Source organism: Butyricimonas synergistica DSM 23225, assembly GCF_000379665.1.
Classification (GTDB): domain Bacteria; phylum Bacteroidota; class Bacteroidia; order Bacteroidales; family Marinifilaceae; genus Butyricimonas; species Butyricimonas synergistica.
Window position 1 is genome coordinate 159,862 of record NZ_KB903372.1, and the last position, 20,297, is coordinate 180,158.

Genomic DNA, 20,297 nt, shown 5'->3' on the forward strand with positions numbered 1-20,297 from the left:
TTGTTATTTTTATTGTCTTTATTTTTTAATCATTTACTTTTTTCCTGAACGGCTCGTATTGCTTACCGCCCCCTTCAAATCCGGCATTCTTGTAGAATTCCACGAAAGTCAAACGCATCGGGTGTACGAACGAACTGATCATACACAAACCGAAGTTAATCGAATGACCGATAATCAAGATCAAGAACACAGCGATAAACTTCACCACGAAAGGCAACCCGTCCGTGAGTTGGAAAGCCAGCGTATTGAATACTCCTCCCAAAATACTACCCGTCAACCCGATAGCGAACAAACGGATATATGAAAGCGTATCCCCCAGCAATCCGGTAGCCATGTTGTAAGTACCCCACAACCCGGAACCGAAATTCGTGAAAATTCCTTTTCCCGGAGAATTGTAGAAGTAGATCGTGAGCGCACAGAGTCCAAGAAGCACGTAAAGCACGTATTTCAAGACCTCCGGGATCGCCACCTGCAACATCGGCAAACCGATCAATACTCCCAACAAAATAATCGCACCGACCCAACCTAGAGTCGAAACCGCATATTTAAAACCGAACTGTTTCGTGATCCTCGCCGCACTCAAGCACATACCGTAAAGGATTTGAATAATACCCACGGCTACGGCAATAATCATCATCGGATTATAACCACCCAAGTATTTTCCATAATTCGCTTCCGTCAGGAACAATGACTTCACGCCTGCCAACCAAGACCATTCCACGCTATCCAAAGCGATACCGAAGAATGAACCTGTCAGCAACCCGACTACCACGGTCATGATACCCAAGTATTGCCCCAGCACGAGATATCCTTTTATCGAGGGAGAAGCCTTCCGCTCGAGAATAAAACAAACCAGCCAGATAATCAATCCATACCCGCCGTCACCCATACACATTCCGAAGAACAACATAAAGAAGGGTGCTAGGAAAGGCGTCAAATCCAACTCCTTGTACTGCGGCAAGGCAAACATCTTCGTCACCGGCTCAAACAACCTCGAATAAGCGTTATTCTTCAATTGCACGGGCACATCATCCTCAGGTGTCGGTCTCGTAAACTCGAAGTACACATCCCTCGTTTCGAGGAAGCTTCTCATCTCAGCTTCCCGTTCCATGGGAATCCATCCCTCGAGCGCAATAACCTTTTCGTCCACGAATGCCTGTACGGCATCTTCCACTTTCAGTTTATCCGCCACCTCCGTAATACGCAAACGATAAGTCTTCAACCGATCTATCGCATCTTGAGAAATCGCATCCAACTCTTCGCCGATTTTCACTAATTCCTCCCGCAAACCCTTGATTTGTTTTTTCAACTCGTCCAGTGTAGCCAGGGGAAATACATAAGGATCAGCCTCTAATTCCAGCTTCATTCCCGCGGGAGTAACCGTGACAAAATACTTCTGCCCCATCATTTCACTAATAATAATGGCATCATACATTGCCTCCCATTCCTCCTGGTACTTTTGTTCCGGCACCGAAAAGAAATGGAATTCCCATCCCGCGGCTTCCAGCTTTTGGATTGTTTCCCGGGAGAACTGACCCCACGGGCGATAAGCGGCATAATCTTTCTCCAAACCGACCAATTGTTGCTCGATCTGTTCTTGTCTGCTATATAAACTTTCCAGGTAATCCAGCAAATGCTCGTCGTCCGCTTTCACTTTTTCTATCCGCTCCACGTCATTCCGACTCTGCATATGCGTGATCATCTCCCCGGCACGTTTGATTAACATCAACTTAGCCTGCAGATCCGTATCCTCTGCCGATCGTTCCGTATTCTCATGAATATGAACCATTCCCTTTTCCCGGAGTTCTCCGAGAAACGTTTGATATTCCTTGTAAAATATCAACAGGGATAATTTCATCATTGGTACTATCATTGGCTATTCCTCCATCAATTTACGGTTTTTCACGATCTTCTGCGACGACTTGGACAGATTTTCCTCGTCCTCCAGGAAACGCTTAATCTTACGAATAGCCTCCTGGTAACCCGGTATCTGCACCTTCTCGTACAAGTTCACCTTCTGCGTGGTCTTTTTTCTCGCTTTATCGAGCAACTCCATTTTTCTAGCGAAAAACTCTCTCTCCAAAGCGATACTCACCACTTTCTTGATGTACTCCACTCCGTCAAGGAGCCATCCCGGTTGGTTGAACAAGCTGAAATCCTTCACCTCGTAGTCCACCCCATCCAGAACGGGCGTCTTCACCCCGGCGATCTTCTTCACCGACATCCTCACATCCTTCACGACAAGTATATCTTCCTTGTACTCGTCGTAAAGTTGCAGCATATCGTTCAGCGAATTCAGCGTTTCCTCCAACTTCACACTAAACTCATCCGCCACCTGTTTCGCTTTCTTCACCTCCGACCGCAAAGCCGACTCCTTGTTTTTGATGGTAGGCAATGCCCGTACTCGCATCTTCAATTGCTTATCCAGCCCCTGAAGCGAAGTTTTATTATATTGAAACCTTATCACCTTACCAATTTTTAATTTATTCTGTGATTTGCGATTTAGTGATTCTGTGATTCACGCTCTTTGTTAAGACTTATACTTTTAGTCCTAATTGAAGCAACAATCATAGCCACTAATTCATTTATCTCTTTCTTGAGCACACTCAACTCATCTGCCTTCAACAATTCAGATTCCTCGATAATCTCAAGCCAGTAAGCCGTTTCATCTGCTTCCTCTTCCACTATTCTCATTTTATTGATAAAATCCTTGTCCGATTTAGCACGACAAACAGCTCTATAATTAGCACCGACAGACAAAGCTGAACGCAAAATCTGATCTTTCACAACCCAAGCCAACCGTGTTTCCGGAAACTTCTCTGTCATCCGAATAACCGCCAGTCCAAATTGTTTTGTTCTACGTTTAAACTCTATCTGGTTCATAACATTACATTCTACTAATCAAATAATCACTTAATCGGCAATCACTTAATCACTAAATTTTCCAAACTCTTCCACGATTTCCTGCTTGATACCCAATTCCGCTTTATTAAAGTATTTGCGGAACAGCTCCCACGCAGTATCCAACATTTGTTCGACACTGATGTTTACGTCGATAGCAAGCAAGCTGTTGGAATACTCTTTCGCAAAATCCAGGGTACGGCGATCGTAATCCGTCAAGTCGAAACCGTTTTCCATCTTCGTGCGGGCATTAGCTGCATCGGCGTACAGACGGATAGCGGCATTCATCACTTGCGGGTGATCCTTCCGGGTTTTCTTACCGATCACGAGCTGCTTCAAACGAGACAGGCTTCGGAACGGGTCTACGATAACCTTACCAATTTCCGTATCTTTACGCAAGAACAACTGTCCTTCGGTAATATACCCCGTGTTATCCGGGATTGCGTGAGTAATATCACCTCCGGACAACGTGGTCACAGCGATAATCGTGATAGAACCTCCGGCAGGGAATTGCACCGCTTTCTCGTAAATCTTCGCCAAATCCGAGTACAAAGAACCCGGCATGGAATCCTTCGACGGGATCTGGTCCATACGGTTGGACACTATACTCAAAGCATCGGCATACAACGTCATATCTGTCAGCAACACCAGTACCTTCTCGTTCTTCTCCACCGCAAAATACTCGGCTGCCGTCAACGCCATATCCGGAACCAACAAACGTTCCACGGGAGGAGCCTCCGTCGTGTTCACGAAGCTGACAATACGGTCGAGCACCCCGGCATTATCGAACAGATTCTTGAAATACAGGTAGTCGTCGTTCGTCAAACCCATACCTCCCAAAATAATACGATCCGTTTGCGCTCTCAACGCCACGTTCGCCATAACCTGGTTATATGGTTGGTCGGGATCGGCAAAGAACGGAATCTTTTGCCCGGACACCAACGTGTTGTTCAAGTCGATACCGGCAATACCCGTTGCGATCAATTCAGACGGTTGTTTACGTCGAACCGGATTCACAGAAGGACCACCAATCTCTCTTTCTTCACCGTCAACTGCCGGTCCCCCGTCTATCGGCTCACCGAAAGCGTTAAAGAAACGCCCGCACAAATCATCACCCACCCTCAAGGTCGGAGCCTTACCCAAGAATGTCACTTCTGCATTCGTCGGGATACCCTCTGTTCCGGAAAACACCTGAAGGGTTATATCATTACCCCAAATCTTCACGACCTGTGCCAACCGTCCGTCAACAATCGCCAGCTCGTCATTCCCGACGCCCTGAGCATTCAACGTACACGTTGCCTTCGTGATCTGGGTAATCTTTGTATAAACTTTTTGAAAAGCAGTCGTCATACCTATTTTAGATTTTTGATTTCAGATTTTTGATTTAATATTCTTGTCAAAGCAACGAATCATAAATCGTAAATCATAAATCATAAATTTATTACTTTTTTCTCTCGTTAATAATCTCGTTCACCTCTGCTTCGTATTTCTTGAAAGCATCAGATTGGAATTCGGAATAGTTCATCTGCTTGAATCCATTGATGATCCGTTTAAAGTAAGGATTTACTTCCTCGAACGTGTCAAAATTGAATTCGGAACGAACTACACCCAACACCATTTCCAACATATACTTCTGGCGCTCCATCGAGGTAGAACCATCAATATTGTCAAAAGCATCCTGTTGCAAGATCACGAAGTCGATCAACTCCGACTTCCAGTATACCACGTGATATTCCAATGGAACACCGTCATCTCCTAAAATATCGATCTGCTCGGCAGTTTCCCGTCCTCGTACCAATATATTACGAGCCTCGTTCACACCGTCAATCCACGTGTCGGAAATATTCTTCTTGGCAAACTCCACGAATTCCGGGTATTCCAGATACTTGGAATAAGACTCCAACGTGTCGATAGCCGGATAGCGTTTCGCATCGGCACGAGCCTGTGACAAAGCGTAAAAACAACGAGCTACCTTTTTCGTGGACTCCGTCACCGGTTCCTTCAAGTTACCTCCGGCAGGCGATACCGTTCCGATAAAGGTCACGGAACCCGTCTTACCGTTATTCAGGTACACCATCCCGGCACGAGCGTAGAAGTTAGAAATAATTGCAGACAAGTCCATCGGGAAAGCATCCTGCCCCGGCAACTCCTCCATACGGTTCGACATCTCGCGCAACGCCTGAGCCCAACGGGAAGTAGAGTCGGCAAGCAACAATACCTTCATACCCATGGAACGATAGTATTCCCCGATCGTCATTGCAGTGTAAACAGAAGCCTCACGGGCGGCAACAGGCATATTCGAGGTATTAGCGATGATTGTCGTTCTCTCGTACAGCTTGCGACCGGAACGAGGGTCTTCCAACTCGGGGAACTCGGTAAAGATTTCCACCACCTCGTTCGCACGCTCACCACAGGCAGCCATAATAATAATATCGGCATCGGCAAAACGCGACAAAGCGTGCTGCAACACCGTCTTTCCCGTTCCGAACGGTCCCGGGATAAATCCGGTACCCCCCTCGAGGATCGGGTTCATCGTGTCAATAACACGCACTCCTGTTTCCATCTGACGAGACGGACGCGGTTTATCCACGTAATTACGGATAGCCACTTTCACCGGCCACTTCTGCGTCATAGTCACGGGCACGTCCTTCCCTGCCTCATCTTTCAATACAGCAATCGTGTCCATAATCGTGTATTCCCCGGCTCCCACGATAGAAGCCACGGTATACTCGCCTTTTAATTTAAAAGGCACCATTATTTTGTGGTCCAACCAGTTTTCCTTCACGTTACCCAACCAATCGGCAGCCTTCACCTTGTCGCCGACCTTTGCCAACGGAGTAAAACTCCATTTTTTATCATTTTCCAGCGGGTTCGTGTACTCTCCACGTTTTAGGAACACCCCGGTCATCTTATCCAAATCGTTCTGAAGACCATCAAAATTCTTTGACAACAAGCCCGGACCCAACGTTACCTCCAACATATGATCCTCGAACTCCACCAAAGAACCGGGCTTCAATCCCCGGGTACTTTCAAAAACCTGCACATAAGCAATGTCCCCAACCACCTTGATGACCTCCGCCATCAATCGTTCGGCACCGAGCTGGATAAAACAGATCTCGTTCTGAGATACCGGTCCCTCGATACGCACAAGTACAAGGTTGGAAATAATACTATGAACTTTTCCTTGTGTTTTACTCATATTTCAATTTGTAAATTATTCTGATTCTTAAATCTCTTAATCGAAAATCCCTTAATCTCCCAATTTATTTAAATTCTTCCGCAAACTCGAAACTCCGCCTAAACTTATCGACGACTTCCATGAATACTTTTCGTCCCGATTCGGAGTTCATCTTACTCCACCTCTCGACGATCATCAGCTCAAGCATAAAACTCAACACCTTTTCCATGGAAAAATACTCGTAAACGACAGCCTCCTCGATGTAATCCCAAAGGAACAAATCCATTCCCCGTTCCCGTTCCACTAGATTCGGGTTATTCATCAACGAAAACACTTTCTCCGCATAAGGGTACTCCATCCCCAAACCGAAATCTTTCGAGTTTGAAGTCCGCAAAGCCTTAGAAAAAGCGTTATCGCCAATAATCTCCGGGGCTATTTCCTTACCATACTTCCGACAAGTCAATGCATTCGTCAGATTCTTGATATTCATCGAGAATTCCGCATATTTCCTGACAAACTTGTTTCCACAACTCATCAGGTAATCGTAATACATCCAACTCAACACGTTCTCGGGCGAAACCTCGTATTTGAGGTGTTCTCCTTTGAAATCCGCGATAAATTGATTCAGGTAAGCAGATAAAGAATTTTTCGGTTCGGCGATTTCGTCTTCCAGTTGTTGTAACGGGTATACTGTTTCAAGAGCGGTATCGGGTTCCATTTTATTCAGTAATCGAAGGACTTGCTTATTATCGGCAGGAAGGAAAAAAAGATTCATCAGCTTCATGTCCTCCTTCTTCAAAGCCCCTTGCGCCAACTCCCGGAATCCGTTCACGGACAACGATAATTTCCGATCGTCCAGAAAGACCTCCGGTAAACCCGCAATCAAACAGTAATAGTTATTCTTAAATACCATATTATTCATTCTGTGATTTTATGATTCAACGATTCCATGATTCTGTGATATATAACAATCGCCTAATCCGAAATCATTCAATCACTCAATCATTAAATAATAGTTTCTTTGTAAAGCCCTTGATGTACTGGTTAAAGAAAGCCTCGAACAATTTCTCCGAAAATGCTATCTGGAACCCTCCGTCTTTCGGTTGAATCACGAATCCTTCTTCCAGATTACCCACGTTCACCGCGAGTCCTTTATCCAGCAAATCTTTGTATTTTGCCGTCACGAATGATTCGAACTTATTTTTCTCGTCAGCAGAAAGAAGTATTTCCATATCCAGGTTTCCCCCGGCAACATCCCATTTCTTGACGATCGTCATCAACAGTTCCTGGATGAAAGCCTTCTCCTCGAATCCGACCTTGGCAATCTCTCCGGCAACATTCCCGGCAACGAGATTGGCGATCGCTTGCTTCAATGCCGTGATTGCCTGGCGGGCACTCAACGTCATCTCGGACTCGGCCTTCTTCTTCAGGTTAGCGACATCTGCCTCCGCATCGGCATTCATCTGATCAGCCTTCGCCTTCGCCTCGGCAACGATCTTTTCGGCCTCTTGCTTCGCTTGGTTGATGATATTCTCTGCCTCTTGGCGAGCTTTATCAACCCCCTCATCATAAAGCTTCTTGGTCAAAATATCTAATTTATTCTCCATAGTAAAAAAACGTATTATATATATTAATTTATTCTTCTTTCATCCAGATAATTAGAATTCAATAAATGTGCCAGTGTTCCAGAAAAACGGCGTCAAGATATTAAAAAACCTTCACAAAAACAAATATTTTCTCATATTCCAACGGTCTGCAAAAAGTACACGTAAGGAATTTAGTATAACGAAAAGCCGCACCATTTAGATGCGGCTCTTCCCTTGTTTAACTTTTCATTATTCCCCTCGTCGACGCTTATCTCATCGATGTTTGCACCATGCCACCCAAACCGGACCGATTACACCTTCGGGGTCGGATTATTCTATATCACCACCTCCCGATAAAACAATACCCGGAATAAATACTCGTTCAACCCAACAAATTATTACTACCTTTGACAAGAATTTCAACAAGTATAAAGATGCTAGACCACAAACTTACCATATTCTACCACGCCGCAAAGAACCTAAATACCACGAAAGCGGCGGAAATATTACGGATTTCCCAACCCGCCGTGTCCAAGAGCATCAAAGAACTGGAACGGGAAATGGGGCTAACCCTCTTCGAGCGGGAAAAAGGAAGACTGGCACTCTCCCCTGCCGGAAAATACCTGCTGGAACAAAGCGAAGACCTTATCGAGCGGGAGCGTGCAATTACGTTCAACCTGCAACACATGAAAGAAGAGTTTTCCGGTACCCTCCACATCGGGGCGAGTACCACACTCTCACAATACATTCTACCCGAACTTTTAGCACAATTCCGGGAACGTTATCCCCAGATAAAGATCAACTTGATTAGCGGTAATACAGCCCAGATAGAGCAGGAACTCCTGAACCGCAACATTCAACTCGCATTCATCGAGGGTACTCCTTCACAATCGGACATCCATTACATCCCCTTCCTGAAAGACGAGATTGTACTGGTCACCTCGTCTAAAAACACGACACATGACTCAATTACCAAAGAACAACTAAAAGAATTAAAATTCGTGGTTCGGGAGAAAGGTTCAGGAACCTACAACATCATCCAACGCCATCTCTCCAACGCCGGGATTTCTGTCAACGAACTAAACCAACAAATGGTGATCGGGAGTACGGAAGGCATCAAACAATACTTGAAATACTCGGATTGCTACGCTCTGGTTTCCATCTTCTCCATCCGGGATCAATTGGCTTGTGGAATACTCAAAATCGTCGACATGGACGACCTTGAGATCACCCGAACCCTTTACGCCATCCACAAACAAGGACAGATAGACTCTTATGCCGAATTACTGTTAAGATTCTGCGAGGCTCGCAAGAAAATGATTCAAAAGTAAATCAGACATATTGTTCTTTCTTTTCCGCCCTCGGGCAAAAAAGAAAGGCGAACAAACTACACACGAATATAATAATACCCGTGGTCACGAACATATTACCGATTCCGACCAACGGGGAAACAATACTCCCGAACAGAAACTGGAAGAAACCAAGTATTGCCGAGGCACAGCCCGAATTAGTCCTTTCCAAATCCAATGCGAGAGAAGTCGTTGGCGGCATAATCGTCCCGAAACAGAAAGCGAGCAAAACAAACATTCCCTCCACCACGAAAAAAGCCATCTCCATTATCAACGCTCCCGCGGTGAAGACGCTAAGTAACAAGAATAATTTAGTCATCCGTGACAAAACCTTCTGCTCATTTTTCAAGAAAGAAACCAGCACGCTCCCGATCACAATACAGAATGCATTTGCCCCGAAACATAAACTATAAAGCGCAGGGGACAGTTGATAATGTGTTTGAAAGATAAAAGGCGAAGCAGCGATATAAGCAAAGAACACCCCGAAAGCCAAAGATTGCGTAAGCACGTAGCGCATAAAACGCTGATTCTTTAAAATTGGAACAAAACCTTTCAAAGCAGAAAACGTGCTACCCTGAACACGTTTCTCCCTGGTATGTGATTCCCGAAAAGCAAAAGTCGTGAAAAACAAAATCATACCGAAGGCAAACAACACGGCAAAAATACCTCTCCAATCCGTCACGCTCATGAGTACTCCCCCCAGAATCGGCGCAGCGATAGGCGCAATGCCTTGTATCCCTGCAAGCAGGGAAAAGAACGTGGACAACTCCCGTCCCGTGTACAAATCCACGATAACGGAGCGGGCGATCACCACGCACCCCGCACCGAATATACCCTGCACGAGGCGAAAGAACAGAAAAAAATAAATCGTGGGAGAAAAAATACAAGCTACAGTCGCCAACGAAAACACCCCCAGCGAGAATGCCAACGGACGAACCCGCCCGTACTTATCACTGATCGGACCCAGGAACAATTGCCCAAGGGCAAGTCCCAGCATCCCAAATGTCAGGCTCAACTGCACCAGCGAAACCGATGTCCCGAAATATTCCTGTATCTGCGGGAATGCCGGCAAATACAAATCCGTCATAACAGGTCCGAAAGCTGTCAGCGAACCCGTGAAAAGTAGCAAGAAAAGTTTTGAATTTCTATTTTTTACCATAATCGTTAATTATTTCTTCATGTTATACAATATATCCATCTTTTTTCGAAGACAAAGATACCGAGATGTTCCCAACCAGTTATTTCCATTATCCGCTCGTCGTTGTCCATTTTGAGAACCAATCATTCGATAAATGATCTTTTTCCATTATTTTTGTACAAAAACAAGAATACATGGAGCCATTTTACATCACCACCCAAGAACCACTCGTAACCGGAACATCCAACTTGGATATGTTCCTCGACCGTCCATTCAGGCTGGACAACGGGTTGATCCTGTTCTGCCGGAACGGTTCGGCAGAAATTGAGATTGATTTAAAAAAACATAAGGTTAGCCCCAATGCAGAGGTTGTGATTCTCCCGGCTACAATACTGTCAATAAACCACTTGTCAAAAGATTTTCAAGTAACCTATATCGCGTTCTCTAAGGCATTAATGGACGAAGTCTCCTTTCGCCTGGAAGCCCCCTTTTTCGGTTTCCTGAAAGATCACCCCGTGTGTACCCACGACGACAGGATGAGAATAGAACTCGTGAATGAACTGATAAACATGATTACCCTCGTGTACCGGGACTCCCGAAATATGTTCCGCACCCCCATCCTCAAGAACCTGTTGCAATGCTTCTTTCTGAATATGTACGACAAGACACAAAGATTCTTCACCCGGCAACAAAAGAAAGGACATGATCGAAGTGAGGAACTTTTCCACGCATTCATTTCCCTCGTGCAAAAGCATTGCATACAACAAAAGGATGTATCTTTCTACGCCGACGAATTATGTATTTCACCCCGTTACCTGTCGGTTATCACACGGAAAGTCACGAACGAATCGGCAAAAGAGATTATTGACAAACATATCACACTGGAAATAAAGGTGTTGTTACAATCAACGGAAATGACTATCCAGGAAATTTCCAACCGACTGAATTTTCCCAACCAGTCTTACCTGGCACGCTATTTCAAAAGACACACGGGTAAAAGCCCGGTCGATTACCGGGATAAAAAAAGTAACGCTAACCCTATATCTTTAAGTAATACCCTCTGAATATTTCTTATTTCCAAAATTCATAGATTTAGAAGAATTTTGTACCGAACAAAATTTAAAATAGATCATGAACAAAATTCATCTGAACACAAACCAAAAAGAAGTACTCTTCATCGTTGCGATGTTTCTTGTACCTTTTCTTGATCCGGGCTTTGCCCTTTTATTAGGTTTAATATTATCTCTGACTATCGGTCACCCGTTCTTGGCTATCAATAGCCGGGTCACCCATATTCTTCTACAAATATCAGTTGTCGGCTTGGGATTCGGCATGAACGTGGGACAAGCCATCGAAGCCGGGAAAACCGGAATTCTGTTCACCATCGTTTCCATCGTGGTCACCATCGGACTGGGACTCTTCTTTACACGCAAACTGCGTGTCCCACGGGATACGGGGTTTCTCGTTTCCGGGGGTACAGCCATCTGCGGCGGAAGTGCTATTGCAGCTTTGGCACCAGTAATCGGGGCTAAAGACAAAGACATCACGGTTGCCATGGGAACCATCTTCATGTTAAACGCCGTAGCTCTATTCATATTCCCCCCCCTCGGGCGTTGGTTGGAAATGAACGACCATCAATTCGGATACTGGTGTGCCATTGCCATCCACGACACGAGTTCCGTGGTTGGAGCCGCCAAAACATACAGCAACGAAGCGTTGGTCATTGCTACCACGACCAAACTGATACGAGCTTTATGGATTATCCCGATATCGCTTATCGCCGCATTCTTTTACAACAAAGGAACAAACAAGAAATCAAAAATTTCGATACCTTATTTCATATTCCTGTACGTCATTGCCATGATCGTCGCAACCTATACCCCGCAATGGAACCATCTCTACACGGAGATCGTCAGCTTCGCCAAGGTAGGAATGTTGTTTACACTGTTCCTGATCGGCGCAGGACTTTCTAAAGATACAATCAAACAAGTCGGATTCAAACCAATCCTGCTCGGTATTGTCCTATGGATTTGTATCAGCACCTTGTCTGCCAGCGTGATCTTACTTCTCTGATTATTCTGTTCATTTTTTTCATTCATACATAAAGAGCCTGTCATAACAGGCTCTTTTTATTTCCTGCCACCCCGGGGCTACCATAGCTTTTCCATAAACTTTTTTCCGATCTTTTAAAATTATATAATACTCATAGTAATTAAATTTGTAAGCGATGTAGTGAGAATAATAAATTAAATATCTAACGTAATTTTTACAACAATGCGTGCAAATTATTTAAGTCTGTTACTCATCCTGCTCACGGGAGTTCTTCCCTTCAAAATGCAGGCATCAGAACCCGAAAAAAAGGTGATTCTGTACACTCCCTACACGAAAATAGCCGTGCCGCCGGGAGAATCTATTAATTACAGTATTGACGTCATCAACAACAGCGACGAAGTAAAAAACGCCGACATTACCATCAAGGGAATGCCCCGGGGATGGAAGTACGAGATCAAAGCCGGAACGTGGATCGTGAACCAGCTCTCCGTACTCCCGAAAGAAAAAAAGAACTTCTCCCTGAAGGTAGACATCCCGTTGAAAGTAAACAAAGGCACCTACCGATTCACCGTCGCGGCAGAGGGGTTGGGCGAACTTCCCTTATCGATAACCGTTTCAAAACAGGGTACTTACCAAACGGATTTCACGACGAACCAACCCAATATGCAAGGGAACTCGAAATCGACTTTCACGTTCAACGCCACGTTGAAAAACCAAACCGCCGACCAACAACTCTACGCTCTTATGGCTCAAGCCCCCCGGGGGTGGAATGCGGTCTTCAAAGCTAATTACAAGCAAGCAACTTCCGCGCAAGTGGAACCTAACGCAACCCAAAACATCACGATAGACATTACCCCTCCCGCCAACGTGGAGGCAGGAACATACAAAATTCCCGTTCGAGCTGTAACTAGCACTACATCAGCAGACCTGCAACTCGAAGTTGTCATCACAGGTACTTACCAGATGGAATTAACCACTCCCCGCGGCTTACTTAGTGCCGAAATCACGGCAGGCGATACGAAACGCCTCGACCTCGTGATCAAAAACACGGGATCGGCAGAACTAAAAGACATCCAACTTTCCGCTAACAAACCCGCAGATTGGGAAGTTACATTCGAACCCGTGAAAATAGATCGTCTGAAAGCCGGGGAAACAGCCAATGCCGTTGCCATCGTGAAGGCATCCAAGAAAGCCCTTCCGGGGGACTATGTAACTAAGATCTCTGCCAAGACCCCGGAGGTCAACTCATCGGCAGATTTTCGTATTGCAGTAAGAACACCTATGATCTGGGGATGGATGGGTGTATTGGTCATTCTGGTTGCACTAGGATGCGTGTACTTCCTATTCCGCAAATATGGAAGGAGGTAAATCATGCACGAGCCTATCATAGAACTCCATGATTTAACCAAACAATACGGGAAATTCTCCGCTGTAGACCGTATCAACCTTACCGTACGCAAAGGAGAGATCTTCGGCATACTAGGACCGAACGGTGCCGGGAAATCCACCACAATACTAATGATGCTCGGGTTGACAGATCCCACCTCGGGCGACGTAAAAGTATGCGGTATCGACTCCACCCGAAATCCCATACAAGTACGGGAGAAGGTAGGGTACTTGCCCGAAGACGTGGGCTTCTACGACGACATGACCGGTATCGAGAACTTGCTCTATACAGCACGCCTCAACCGGATCGACGAGAAAAAAGCTCAGGCAAAAGCACGGGAATTACTCGAACGGGTCGGGTTACCCTTGGACACGAAGAAAAAGGCGGGAAAATATTCCCGGGGAATGCGGCAGCGACTCGGTCTTGCCGATGTATTAATCAAAAACCCGGAAGTCATTATCCTTGATGAACCCACGTCCGGAATAGATCCCGCCGGGGTACAAGAGTTCATGGATCTCATCCGGCAACTGAGAGACGAAAACGGGCTAACCGTGCTTTTCTCCTCCCACCATCTGGATCAAGTACAGCAGATCTGCGACCGGGTTGGATTGTTCGGAGGGGGAAAATTACTGGCAGAAGTAAACATCGAAGAACTGCAAAGCGAAGAACACGGGCTCGAGAATATGTATAACCGTTATTTCGGAGGAGGAAAAAGCCATGAATAAAATTCAAAGTCCGTTTTGGGTGATCGTCCGTAAGGAAGTTGCCGACCACGTCAGAAGTTGGAGGTTCATCATCTTGATTGCCATCATTGCGCTAACCTGCATGGGTTCACTATACACGGCACTGACCAACATCGGGGCTGCAATAAAACCCAATGATCCAGACGGTTCGTTTCTTTTCTTGAAACTCTTTACCGCATCTGACGGGACGTTGCCCTCTTTCGTGATCTTCATCAGCTTTCTGGGTCCCTTGCTCGGGATTGGATTAGGTTTCGATGCCATCAACTCCGAGCAAAACAAAGGAACGCTGAGCCGGGTACTATCCCAACCCATACACAGGGATTACCTCATTAATGCCAAATTCGTGGGCGCCTTGATCGTCATCGGGGTTATGTTGCTAACGTTGGCACTGCTGGTCATGGGATTCGGGTTAATCGCCATCGGGATACCCCCAACAGCCGAAGAGTTCTCGCGTATTATCTGCTTTATCGGGGTAAGCATCGTTTACGTGGCATTCTGGTTAAATTTGTCGATATTCTTCTCGATCAAATTCAAACAGGCTGCCACCTCTGCACTAGCATGCATAGCAGTATGGTTGTTTTTCAGTGTATTCTACAACATGATTGTCAACCTGGTAGGGAAAGCCATCAGCCCCTCGGCAATGGCAAGCACGTACCAGATCATCAGTTACCAGAAATTCATGCTCAACCTGCTGCGTTTCGCTCCAAGTATGCTTTTCAACGAAGCTACCACCACGTTGCTGATGCCCTCGGTAAGAAGTCTTGGACCGCTAACCATGGAACAGGTGCACGGTGCCATCCCTAGCCCGCTGCCACTCGGGCAAAGCTTGATGGTAGTCTGGCCTCAACTCACGGGATTAATTGCTGCCACTGTAATCTGTTTCGCCCTATCTTATGCCTCATTTATGAGGAAAGAAATCAGATCCAGATAAGGAAACGAAAAGGCTAAAAGTTTCGTGATTGCCGATTTGATGATTTTGTGTTTAAAGAATCACCCTATTGGCAATCACTAAACTTTTACCTCTTATCTTTTAGTTTTTAACTTTAAGTTTTTATCTTCGCACGACAAAATGAAAAACGTATGGTGTACACAACATTTATAATCCTTGCCACCCCGGCAGCAGACACAGACATGAGCTTGTGGGGAATGGTTGTCAAAGGCGGCTGGCTAATGATCCCCATCTTTATACTCTCCATCATAGCCATTTACATCGCTTGCGAACGTTATTGGCTACTCCGCAAAACGGGTATAAATGATGCGACCTTCATGCAGAAAATTCGGGAATACATCCAAAACAACAACACCAAAGCCGTGCTCGCCGAATGTGAAGCAGAAGGAAGCCCGCTGGCAAAAACAATCGCCAAGGGAATCACCATGCAAGGAGAAATCCCGAGTGAAATCCGCCAGGCAATGGAAGACACCGCCAACTACGAGGTCGCCTTGTTGGAGAGAGGCCTGCCCACGTTAGCCACCTGTGCCGGAGTTGCCCCCATGATCGGTTTTCTCGGAACCGTGGTCGGCATGGTGCAAGCTTTCTATGATATGGCAATGGCAGGAAGTAACATTGACATCACTCTCCTGTCCAGAGGTATTTACACGGCAATGATCACTACCGTGGCAGGACTTATCGTTGGTATCATCGGACAGTTGGCTTATAACTTTCTAGTCGCAAGAATCGATAAAATCGTTCTCACCATCGAACACCACTCCTCCGAACTCATCGACCTTCTCCATCTAAAAAAATAACTTTAAATTTTCAACTTTTTTTGTCATGGCAATCAAACGCAAAAGTAAAATCAACCCGAATTTCAACATGTCGTCCATGACCGACATCGTATTCCTATTGTTGATCTTTTTCATGGTTTCATCCACCTTGATCAACCCGAACGCCTTAAGATTACTGTTACCGGAAAGCACGAACCAAACTTCCGACAGACCTATCGTGGTCGTGTCCATTGACAAAAACTACACGTTCTACTTGAACGAAAAGGTAATCCCTTTCTCGATGCTCGAGCGTCGGCTCGTGGAAGAATTAAAAGAACAAGACGATCCCTGCATTTCTCTCCAGGCTGATAAATCCGTGCCACTGGAGCAAATCGTGAAAGTAATGAATATCGCCAAAGACCATAAATACCGCCTGATCTTAGCCACAACCCCCGAATAGATTAGCTTACAGACCTATGTAAAAAATAAATTGGCGAAGCTGAAACCTATCGCCCACGTTGGCGTATACAACCTCACACAAGTGATCAAGAACTTGATACTCATCGCTTGTAATGATTATCTCGTTGTAGATAAAATATATTAGCAACAATTGTTAAACTAAAACTAACACAGTATGAAACGTTTACTTTTTTTATCATGCATCGGACTGTTTGCACAGTTTCTGGTCTCATGTTACCCGGGAGGCGCAGACACAGTGAAGGAGATGGATGTTGCCATAACCAATTATGACAAGAATGCAGACTTCTCCAAGTATACTACATTCTCACTTCCCGATACGATTGTCTACTTCGTGGCTCAAGGGGAAACACCGAACCACACTTATGACCCACAAATCTTACAACTGGTAAAAGACAATTTCACTCAACTGGGTTACACCTACATTGACCCGCAAAGCGAAAGTGATGTGCAGCCGAGTTTCATTGTCACCGTATCAGCTTTCTCTAACGTGAATTATTACTACGCCAACGACTACTGGTACAACTACTGGGGTTGGTATCCGGGATGGAACTGGGTTTGGGGACCGACCTGGGGACCGGGTTGGGGACCTTCTTACCCGTGGAATCCTGTTGCCGTATACTCTTACAGAAGCGGTTCTATCGTGATCGACATGATTGCGGCAGACCAAACGGCTCCGACAAGCTCAGAGAAAAAGATTCCGGTACTCTGGAGTGGAGTTGCTGACGGCTTGTTACAAGGCTCCGCGCAATCTATTCTTGACAGGATGGAATCAACCATCGACCAATGTTTCGTTCAATCACCTTACTTGAAAAAACAGGCACAATAGAGTAGATCACTAATTGTCAATTTAAAATTCAAACGATTATGAGAAAGTTATTAATAATATCACTTATACTATTCGGGTTAAGCCCATTAGTAAAAGGACAAATGCTGAACTTGAACTACCAGATGTCTGTTCCGGTTGGCAAAATGCACGATTTCGCAAGTAAAATGAGTTTCAGAGGCATGGATCTCGAATACCACCATTTCCTAGGAGAGAAATTCTCCGTCGGAGGTATGATCGGCTGGAACACCTTCTACAAAGACAAAGGAAAAATAAGTGGCAACTTTAGATTTAAAGGCAGCAATGACATTCACACCATCACCGGTTATCAATACCGCTACGTCAATACTGTGCCCATCATGGCAATCGGGCGTTACTGGTTCACGGATCAGAATAGCACGTTCAGACCTTATTTCGGACTAGGCGTCGGTACAAGCTGGACGGAAATGAAGTTAGACGTGGGACAATTCAGCTCCACCAACTCCAAATGGCAATTCGCCTTCGCTCCTGAAATAGGTACAATTATCCCAGTTAACGACCAGTTTGCATTCAACATCGGGGCTAAATACACCTACGGCACGAAAGCCGGGAAAGTAGAAGCCATGCAAAACTTCACGCTTAGCTTGGGTATCGTGTTTATGGGAAACTAAATAAACAAAAACAACTAGGTAATCAATAGGGACAGACTGTGCTCGCAAGGGCACAGTCTTTTCGTTATTGGTTCAGCCACTGCTTGAACTCCTGAATCCGCTCCGAACTCACGATAGCTTCAATCCCACTTGGCGGCAATGGCGACAAAATAATCTTAATCCTACTATTGGAATATTTCACCATTTCCTTGATAGCATCATAGCTGATAATAAACTTCCGGTTAATCTTGAAGAAACGAGCGGGGTTCAATTTCGACTCGATCCCGCTGATCGTTTGGTCGAGGATATAATTCTGCCCGTCCCGGGTAAAAAGCACCAAATACTTCCCGTCTGCCATAAAATAAGCCACATCCCCGATCGTCACGGACTTCATCTTGGTACCCACGGTCACGAGGAAACGCTCTTGGTACACGGTTAATGAAGCCGCTGGGAAAGGAACATTTGCAGCAGAAAGCGAGTCCAATTTACCCAATGCCTGCACTAACTCTTCCTTATCAAACGGTTTCAAAATATAATCTATCCCCTGGTACTTAAACGCCTTTAACGCGTACTCGTCATATGCCGTGATAAAAATTACCGGCACCGTGATCTCCACCTGCCCAAAAATATCAAAACTCTGCCCGTCCCCCAGATGAATATCCATAAAAATCACATCCACTTTATTCTTCCGCAACCACGCCACGCTCTCGCTCACCGAACCCAACTTCGCCAAAATAACAACATCCGGAGCCACCTCCCCCAACAACCTCTCCAACTCCGAAGCTGCAAGATACTCGTCTTCAATAATAACTGCATTCATAGGCTATTTTTATAAATACCCATCAGGGTACATCCCCGATTCCGTATCTACAAAAATATAGAAAATAGTTCACGAAAGCAAAAAAGCAAACGCAGAGGATTTTTCCTCTGCGCTTCCAACCACTAATAAACCTAAAACATACAACCTAATCTATCAAATTAGGATTATTTTCAATCGCCTCTTTTGGGAAAGGAATAGTATATTTGGGATCATCAGCATACAATGTTGCGGTAAACTCTTCAAATTCTTCATTATAATAAGTTTTCACAATTTCGGGACGTGTTGTACGACGCAAATCATACCAACGATGTCCTTCGAATACGAGTTCCCGAGCTCGTTCATCCATAATTTCATTTATTAATTGCTCCTGATTCATTTTCTCTATTTCAACCTTTTTCTCATCATAATAACTGGCAATTAAACGATTTTTCATCACTGACAACAAATACCCCCTTGCAACATCAAGCTTTCCCGTTTGCCTTGCAGCAGCTTCAGCTGCAATCAAATAAATTTCAGAACTTCTAAAAGTAACCTTATCACTTAGCGCCGTACCTTTATTAGGAATATACCCACTATATGATACTCTAAAATAACGGTTAACCCGAGTATCTTTATAAGTATCATTCTCTTGCCCAGAGTTATATTTATCGCCAATATTCCAAAGCATTGTCATATCATCTACAATATCCACATTTGAAACCTGTTCTAATGACAAAATAGCTTCTTGTGAATCATAAGCCCAAGGTTTAGCCTCAGCATCTGCGACCATATCGGTCAATGCACACTGAGGAAGAATTTCTTCCGCTGCCGCCTGTGCCAAATCCCATTCTCCCCGATATAAACGAACTCTAGCCTCCAAAGCTTTTAATGACTTCTTAGAAAAACGGTAACGTGTAGAAGCCGGTTGCTCATCTAGTTGCATATATTTCTCAGCTTCTTCTATATCTTTCAGTATTTGAGTATACACCTCTTCCACTGTTGCTCTTGGAAAATTTTGATCTATATCCACTTTCAAAACAATAGGGACACCTTTATCAGATGAAGCTGTTTCTCTCGTATATTGCTTCGCATAGAGATTCAGTAATTCAAAATGCGTATAAGCCCGTAAACAATAAGCTTCTGCCAAAATTTGTTCTCTAGTATCATCAGTCACGTCTACTTTCGCATCCAATACTCCATCAATTATACTATTCGCATAAAAGATCATTCTATACATTTGTTGCCAAGGATAATCATACGTGAGAGGATCATCACTCTCGTCTTTCCACGTAGCCATATCAATATAATTGTCATAAGACAATCCATATATATAAGGGAATACTTCATCCGAACGTACGGTCAGATAATGTTTATATCTAGGATAAGTTGAATAAGCCGATGCTAATAAAGCCCTAAATTCGGAAACTTCATCAGGTATCACTTTGCCTACTGGTTCCACGTCCAAATAGTTACATGACGTGAACATAACCAAAGATATTATTACAGATTGTATATATTTCATCATACT

20 protein-coding genes are annotated in these 20,297 nt (G+C 44.8%); 10 read left to right on the top strand and 10 right to left on the bottom strand.

What is annotated here, in order from left to right; genetic code table 11:
- Window positions 1–25: 25 nt before the first annotated feature.
- The 7 genes from A3CY_RS0118430 to A3CY_RS0118460 all read right to left on the bottom strand — a co-directional run bounded on the left by A3CY_RS0118430 (window position 26) and on the right by A3CY_RS0118460 (window position 7,686).
- Entirely contained in the window at window positions 26–1,861 is a 1,836-nt protein-coding gene (locus A3CY_RS0118430; RefSeq protein ID WP_051082762.1) for a V-type ATP synthase subunit I, read from the bottom strand.
- 15 nt (window positions 1,862–1,876) lie between these two features.
- Window positions 1,877–2,467, bottom strand: a complete 591-nt coding sequence (locus A3CY_RS0118435; protein ID WP_026207866.1) for a V-type ATP synthase subunit D — start codon at window positions 2,465–2,467, stop codon at window positions 1,877–1,879.
- Between the two features lie 35 nt (window positions 2,468–2,502).
- Window positions 2,503–2,883, bottom strand: coding sequence for a four helix bundle protein (locus tag A3CY_RS0118440; protein WP_018339430.1), 381 nt, complete (start codon window positions 2,881–2,883; stop codon window positions 2,503–2,505).
- 45 nt (window positions 2,884–2,928) lie between these two features.
- On the bottom strand, window positions 2,929–4,251 hold the full coding sequence (locus A3CY_RS0118445) for a V-type ATP synthase subunit B (protein WP_018339431.1): 1,323 nt from the start codon (window positions 4,249–4,251) through the stop codon (window positions 2,929–2,931).
- Window positions 4,252–4,342: 91 nt separating this feature from the next.
- Window positions 4,343–6,100 (bottom strand): V-type ATP synthase subunit A, encoded by a 1,758-nt coding sequence (locus A3CY_RS0118450; RefSeq protein ID WP_018339432.1) that lies wholly within the window; start codon window positions 6,098–6,100, stop codon window positions 4,343–4,345.
- Between the two features lie 64 nt (window positions 6,101–6,164).
- Window positions 6,165–7,001: a DUF2764 family protein gene (locus A3CY_RS0118455; RefSeq protein WP_018339433.1), complete on the bottom strand. Its 837-nt coding sequence runs from the start codon at window positions 6,999–7,001 to the stop codon at window positions 6,165–6,167.
- A gap of 76 nt (window positions 7,002–7,077) precedes the next feature.
- On the bottom strand, window positions 7,078–7,686 hold the full coding sequence (locus tag A3CY_RS0118460) for a V-type ATP synthase subunit E (RefSeq protein ID WP_018339434.1): 609 nt from the start codon (window positions 7,684–7,686) through the stop codon (window positions 7,078–7,080).
- A 413-nt stretch (window positions 7,687–8,099) separates the two neighbouring features.
- Here A3CY_RS0118460 and A3CY_RS0118465 point away from each other — a divergent pair, with 413 nt between their 5' ends.
- Entirely contained in the window at window positions 8,100–8,996 is an 897-nt protein-coding gene (locus A3CY_RS0118465; RefSeq protein WP_018339435.1) for a LysR substrate-binding domain-containing protein, read from the top strand.
- A 1-nt stretch (window position 8,997) separates the two neighbouring features.
- On the opposite strand, the gene A3CY_RS0118470 is transcribed toward A3CY_RS0118465, so the two are convergent.
- Window positions 8,998–10,173, bottom strand: a complete 1,176-nt coding sequence (locus A3CY_RS0118470) for a multidrug effflux MFS transporter (protein ID WP_018339436.1) — start codon at window positions 10,171–10,173, stop codon at window positions 8,998–9,000.
- A gap of 173 nt (window positions 10,174–10,346) precedes the next feature.
- Between A3CY_RS0118470 and A3CY_RS21630 the strand changes: the two genes are divergently transcribed.
- From A3CY_RS21630 to A3CY_RS0118520, 9 genes are all read left to right on the top strand, one after another.
- The gene (locus tag A3CY_RS21630; protein WP_018339437.1) at window positions 10,347–11,216 is read left to right on the top strand and encodes a helix-turn-helix domain-containing protein; all 870 of its coding nucleotides are present in this window, start codon (window positions 10,347–10,349) and stop codon (window positions 11,214–11,216) included.
- Window positions 11,217–11,283: 67 nt separating this feature from the next.
- Window positions 11,284–12,225: a YeiH family protein gene (locus tag A3CY_RS0118480; RefSeq protein ID WP_018339438.1), complete on the top strand. Its 942-nt coding sequence runs from the start codon at window positions 11,284–11,286 to the stop codon at window positions 12,223–12,225.
- A 201-nt stretch (window positions 12,226–12,426) separates the two neighbouring features.
- Entirely contained in the window at window positions 12,427–13,572 is a 1,146-nt protein-coding gene (locus A3CY_RS0118485) for a COG1470 family protein (RefSeq protein WP_018339439.1), read from the top strand.
- A gap of 3 nt (window positions 13,573–13,575) precedes the next feature.
- Window positions 13,576–14,316, top strand: coding sequence for an ABC transporter ATP-binding protein (locus A3CY_RS0118490; protein ID WP_018339440.1), 741 nt, complete (start codon window positions 13,576–13,578; stop codon window positions 14,314–14,316).
- Window positions 14,309–15,265 carry an ABC transporter permease gene (locus A3CY_RS0118495; protein WP_018339441.1) on the top strand — a complete coding sequence of 319 codons (957 nt, stop codon included), beginning with the start codon at window positions 14,309–14,311 and terminating at the stop codon, window positions 15,263–15,265. The genes A3CY_RS0118490 and A3CY_RS0118495 overlap by 8 nt, the downstream gene beginning before the upstream one ends.
- Before the next feature lie 149 nt (window positions 15,266–15,414).
- Window positions 15,415–16,080 (top strand): MotA/TolQ/ExbB proton channel family protein, encoded by a 666-nt coding sequence (locus A3CY_RS0118500; RefSeq protein WP_018339442.1) that lies wholly within the window; start codon window positions 15,415–15,417, stop codon window positions 16,078–16,080.
- Window positions 16,081–16,105: 25 nt separating this feature from the next.
- Window positions 16,106–16,498, top strand: coding sequence for an ExbD/TolR family protein (locus tag A3CY_RS0118510; protein ID WP_065218721.1), 393 nt, complete (start codon window positions 16,106–16,108; stop codon window positions 16,496–16,498).
- Window positions 16,499–16,672: 174 nt separating this feature from the next.
- Complete coding sequence (locus tag A3CY_RS0118515; RefSeq protein WP_018339445.1) at window positions 16,673–17,344, top strand: DUF4136 domain-containing protein; 672 nt, start codon at window positions 16,673–16,675, stop codon at window positions 17,342–17,344.
- Window positions 17,345–17,382: 38 nt separating this feature from the next.
- Window positions 17,383–17,991, top strand: coding sequence for an outer membrane beta-barrel protein (locus A3CY_RS0118520; RefSeq protein WP_026207867.1), 609 nt, complete (start codon window positions 17,383–17,385; stop codon window positions 17,989–17,991).
- Window positions 17,992–18,055: 64 nt separating this feature from the next.
- Here A3CY_RS0118520 and A3CY_RS0118525 read toward each other — a convergent pair whose 3' ends face one another.
- Together A3CY_RS0118525 and A3CY_RS0118530 are read right to left on the bottom strand one after the other, a co-directional pair.
- The gene (locus tag A3CY_RS0118525; protein WP_018339447.1) at window positions 18,056–18,790 is read right to left on the bottom strand and encodes a LytR/AlgR family response regulator transcription factor; all 735 of its coding nucleotides are present in this window, start codon (window positions 18,788–18,790) and stop codon (window positions 18,056–18,058) included.
- Window positions 18,791–18,935: 145 nt separating this feature from the next.
- Window positions 18,936–20,294 (bottom strand): RagB/SusD family nutrient uptake outer membrane protein, encoded by a 1,359-nt coding sequence (locus A3CY_RS0118530; RefSeq protein WP_040372030.1) that lies wholly within the window; start codon window positions 20,292–20,294, stop codon window positions 18,936–18,938.
- Window positions 20,295–20,297: the final 3 nt, after the last annotated feature.

What these genes read in the sequence shown, in the direction of transcription:
- A3CY_RS0118430 (WP_051082762.1), bottom strand. Translation starts at nt 1,861, where the DNA reads ATGATGAAATTATCCCTGTTGATATTTTACAAGGAATATCAAACGTTT.
- A3CY_RS0118440 (WP_018339430.1), bottom strand. Translation starts at nt 2,883, where the DNA reads ATGAACCAGATAGAGTTTAAACGTAGAACAAAACAATTTGGACTGGCG.
- A3CY_RS0118445 (WP_018339431.1), bottom strand. Translation starts at nt 4,251, where the DNA reads ATGACGACTGCTTTTCAAAAAGTTTATACAAAGATTACCCAGATCACG.
- A3CY_RS0118450 (WP_018339432.1), bottom strand. Translation starts at nt 6,100, where the DNA reads ATGAGTAAAACACAAGGAAAAGTTCATAGTATTATTTCCAACCTTGTA.
- A3CY_RS0118455 (WP_018339433.1), bottom strand. Translation starts at nt 7,001, where the DNA reads ATGAATAATATGGTATTTAAGAATAACTATTACTGTTTGATTGCGGGT.
- A3CY_RS0118460 (WP_018339434.1), bottom strand. Translation starts at nt 7,686, where the DNA reads ATGGAGAATAAATTAGATATTTTGACCAAGAAGCTTTATGATGAGGGG.
- A3CY_RS0118465 (WP_018339435.1), top strand. Translation starts at nt 8,100, where the DNA reads ATGCTAGACCACAAACTTACCATATTCTACCACGCCGCAAAGAACCTA.
- A3CY_RS0118470 (WP_018339436.1), bottom strand. Translation starts at nt 10,173, where the DNA reads ATGGTAAAAAATAGAAATTCAAAACTTTTCTTGCTACTTTTCACGGGT.
- A3CY_RS21630 (WP_018339437.1), top strand. Translation starts at nt 10,347, where the DNA reads ATGGAGCCATTTTACATCACCACCCAAGAACCACTCGTAACCGGAACA.
- A3CY_RS0118480 (WP_018339438.1), top strand. Translation starts at nt 11,284, where the DNA reads ATGAACAAAATTCATCTGAACACAAACCAAAAAGAAGTACTCTTCATC.
- A3CY_RS0118485 (WP_018339439.1), top strand. Translation starts at nt 12,427, where the DNA reads ATGCGTGCAAATTATTTAAGTCTGTTACTCATCCTGCTCACGGGAGTT.
- A3CY_RS0118490 (WP_018339440.1), top strand. Translation starts at nt 13,576, where the DNA reads ATGCACGAGCCTATCATAGAACTCCATGATTTAACCAAACAATACGGG.
- A3CY_RS0118495 (WP_018339441.1), top strand. Translation starts at nt 14,309, where the DNA reads ATGAATAAAATTCAAAGTCCGTTTTGGGTGATCGTCCGTAAGGAAGTT.
- A3CY_RS0118500 (WP_018339442.1), top strand. Translation starts at nt 15,415, where the DNA reads ATGGTGTACACAACATTTATAATCCTTGCCACCCCGGCAGCAGACACA.
- A3CY_RS0118510 (WP_065218721.1), top strand. Translation starts at nt 16,106, where the DNA reads ATGGCAATCAAACGCAAAAGTAAAATCAACCCGAATTTCAACATGTCG.
- A3CY_RS0118515 (WP_018339445.1), top strand. Translation starts at nt 16,673, where the DNA reads ATGAAACGTTTACTTTTTTTATCATGCATCGGACTGTTTGCACAGTTT.
- A3CY_RS0118520 (WP_026207867.1), top strand. Translation starts at nt 17,383, where the DNA reads ATGAGAAAGTTATTAATAATATCACTTATACTATTCGGGTTAAGCCCA.
- A3CY_RS0118525 (WP_018339447.1), bottom strand. Translation starts at nt 18,790, where the DNA reads ATGAATGCAGTTATTATTGAAGACGAGTATCTTGCAGCTTCGGAGTTG.
- A3CY_RS0118530 (WP_040372030.1), bottom strand. Translation starts at nt 20,294, where the DNA reads ATGATGAAATATATACAATCTGTAATAATATCTTTGGTTATGTTCACG.